The sequence below is a fragment of the Bradyrhizobium sp. 23 genome, assembly GCF_023073295.1.
Classification (GTDB): domain Bacteria; phylum Pseudomonadota; class Alphaproteobacteria; order Rhizobiales; family Xanthobacteraceae; genus Bradyrhizobium; species Bradyrhizobium canariense_D.
Genome location: NZ_JADPJF010000132.1, coordinates 55474 through 58605 on the forward strand (window position 1 = coordinate 55474; position 3132 = coordinate 58605).

At 64.4% G+C, this 3132-nt stretch carries 4 protein-coding genes; 3 read left to right on the forward strand and 1 reads right to left on the reverse strand.

The annotated features are described in order from the left end of the window. A partial coding sequence (locus IVB32_RS31730) for a GGDEF domain-containing protein (protein ID WP_247412642.1) occupies nucleotides 1-435 on the forward strand: 435 nt, incomplete at its 5' end. 14 nt (nucleotides 436-449) lie between these two features. Here the strand turns inward: IVB32_RS31730 and IVB32_RS31735 are convergent. Next, nucleotides 450-1070 (reverse strand): TetR/AcrR family transcriptional regulator, encoded by a 621-nt coding sequence (locus IVB32_RS31735; RefSeq protein ID WP_162496297.1) that lies wholly within the window; start codon nucleotides 1068-1070, stop codon nucleotides 450-452. A gap of 51 nt (nucleotides 1071-1121) precedes the next feature. On the opposite strand from IVB32_RS31735, the gene IVB32_RS43185 reads away from it, so the two are divergent. Together IVB32_RS43185 and IVB32_RS31740 are read left to right on the forward strand one after the other, a co-directional pair. Then, entirely contained in the window at nucleotides 1122-1388 is a 267-nt protein-coding gene (locus IVB32_RS43185) for a hypothetical protein (RefSeq protein ID WP_345947073.1), read from the forward strand. Nucleotides 1389-1607: 219 nt separating this feature from the next. Next, nucleotides 1608-3132 (forward strand): MFS transporter (locus IVB32_RS31740; RefSeq protein ID WP_247412644.1); only part of this gene is annotated, 1525 nt, incomplete at its 3' end.

Here is a 3132-nt window from a genome sequence, read left to right on the forward strand (position 1 = left end):
CTCGATCTCGACCAATTCAAGGACGTCAACGACAGCTGCGGTCATCTCGCCGGCGACCGCCTGCTCTGCCAGATCTCGCGTCTCCTGCAACAGGAACGACGGCCGCATGACCTGGTGGCCCGGCTTGGCGGTGACGAATTCGGCCTAATCCTTCCACAAAGCACGCCGTACGACGCCGTGGATATCGCCGAACGGCTGCGCCGGTCGCTCGAGCTATCCGTCTTCGCGTGGGACGATCGTTGCTTTGCAGTGACCGCCAGCATCGGCGTTGCCTGCATCACCGACGGCAACACCACGCTCGAGGACGCGATGCGGCGCGCGGATGCCGCCTGCTATCGCGCCAAGGAGAACGGACGCAACCGTGTTCAGGTCGACAACGGGACGACGGACGTCGTCGTCGTCACCTCGCGGCACCGCAAGGCCGCCAGCGCGTAGCAGCGCTCCACACTTTATCGTACTGGCACAATCCCGAGCCCTGCGAGATGCGCATCCAGAAACTGATCGACCTGCTGGCGCAGCATCTGCGGCGGCACGGCTACCATGCGTTCTTCGAGGCCGAGCGAGATGATCCCGTGCACGGCGGAAAACAGGGTGCGTGACAGCAGCGCGATCTGCACGTCGTCTGCATTCGGAAGCAGCCGCACCAGGGGTGGATGCATCAGCGCGAAGGCGTCCATCACCATCTGAAGGATGTCATCGGGGTAAGGGCGGTCGTCCTCCATCCGATGTTCGAACAGCGAGCGCAGCAGATTGGCGTGCTCCGCAAAAAATTCGAGGTAGGTCGCGGCCAGCCCGTAGAGCTGGCGAACGGGATCCTCGGCGGGAACCTGGCCCAGCCGCACCGTCAGCTCCTTAACGGTCTCCCGATTCACGGTCAGGATCACCCCGTCGAAGTCGCCGAACTCGTTGTAGACGCTCCCAACCGAGCAGCCTGCGGCGTCCGCAACATCCCGGACTTTCAACGATTTCAGCCCCTTAGTCGCGATAATGCTGCGAGCGATCTCCACGATCTGCTGCCGCCGGCGAGATTTTTTTCGGTCTCGCAACGATTCGTCTTGAACATTGTTCATTTTCAAGGTACTCATTTGAACAATGTTCAAATTAACCTGGAGATCTGCAAAATGCAAACCCTCGCTGTTGATATCGCCTCCACCTTCGTCGATGACGCCACAGCTCTCGTGACCGGATCTGGCCGCGCCCTCCTGCGGTTCGCGACGGGGCCGATCGATCGCATTGCAAATGCCTGCGACATTGCCGGCGTCCTGACCGAGCGCCGCGTGACCTTCCCGATGTGGCGGGCCAACCGCGACCGCGCCCGTCATGAGGGCCGCCGCATTAGCCTGCTCGGCCGCCTCTCGCCCTTTCGCCGCCTTGCCCACCTTACCTGAGGCGCGCACGCCTCCTTGCCGGGGCGTGATAGAGCCGCGACCAGCCATTTGCGAACCAAACGTCGCCACGCGGAGACCAACAGGATCCGAAGGTAAAGGCGCAGAGCAGGCCGGGGCGATCGTTCGTCAACCCGCAAATGCCCGTCGCATCTCCTCGGGTCCCGACGCCCATCCGACAATGAAACAACCTCAGACAGCGTTTCCAAAACAGGACTAGTCATGATCAGGGATTTGATGTCGTCACGCCGCTTCGCGCCGCTGTTCTGGGCGCAATTCTTCTCGGCGCTGAACGACAACGTGCTCAAGAACGCACTCGTCATCATCCTGCTTTACAGTGCCGCGACCGGCCACGGTGATGCGCTGGTGACGGTCGCGGGCGCGGTGTTCATCTTCCCCTATTTCATCCTGTCCGGGCTCGGCGGCCAGCTCGCCGACAAATACGTCAAATCCCTCGTCGCAAGGCGGCTCAAATTCGCCGAGATCTTTGCCGCGGGCTTTGCCGCGGCCGGCTTCTTCCTGCACTCGGTGCCGCTGCTGTTCGCAGCGCTCGCACTGTTCGGCGCCATCGCCGCGCTGTTCGGACCCGTGAAATACGCGATGCTGCCGGACCAGCTCGAGCTCGGCGAGCTCGCGACCGGCAACGCGCTGGTCGAAGGCGCGACCTTCATGGCCATCCTGCTCGGCACCGTTGCCGGTGGCCAGTTCGTGGCCGGCTCCGCGCATATGGGCTGGGTCGCATCGGCCGTGGTCGTGCTGGCCCTGCTGTCCTGGACCTTCGCCTCCCGCATTCCCGCGACGACGCCGTCTGCACCCGATCTGCCGGTCAACGCCAATCCCTGGACCTCGACGCTCGGCCTGTTGAAGACGCTGCACGCCGACCACCGGCTGTGGGACGGCACCGTGATCGTCTCCTGGTTCTGGCTGGTGGGCGCCATCGTGCTCTCGCTGCTGCCGGCGCTGGTCAAGGAGGTCATCGGCGGCACCGAGGGCGTGGTGACGTTGTGTCTCGCGATCTTCGCAATCGGCATCGCCATCGGCTCGCTGTTCGCCGCGAATCTGAGCCACGTTCGACCAAACCTCGCGCTGGTGCCGATCGGCGCCGTCATGATGGGGTTTGCCGGCATCGACCTCGCTTGGGCGATCGGCGTGACCGCCAAGGGCCAGGACATCACTGCTGCCGACTTCGCAACTTCGTTCGCGGGCCTGCGCATGCTGCTCGACTTCGTCGCCTTCGCATTCGGCGGCGGGCTGTTCGTCGTTCCGTCCTTCGCCGCCGTCCAGGCCTGGTCGGCCCCCTCCGAGCGCGCCCGCATTATCGCCGCCGGCAACGTGCTGCAGGCCGCCTTCATGGTGGCCGGATCGCTGTTCGTCGCGCTGTTGCAGGCCGGCGGATTGCACATCGGCTGGATCTTCTTTGGCCTCGGCGTCATCAGCTTCGGCGCAGTCTGGTTCGTGCTGACCAAGTGGGGCAAGGAAGGCGTGCGCGACTTTGGCGGGCTGCTGTTCCGCGCGCTGTTCCGCACCGAGGTCCGCGGGCTGGAGAACCTGCCGCCTGCTGGCACGCGCATGCTGATCGCGCCCAATCATGTCAGCCTGATCGACGGCCCGCTCCTGCACGCCGTGCTGCCGATCGACGCGAGCTTCGCGGTTGATACCGGCATCGCCAAGGCCTGGTGGGCCAAGCCGTTCCTGCGGGTGGTCAAGCACTACACCATGGACCCCACCAAGCCGCTGGCGGCGCGCG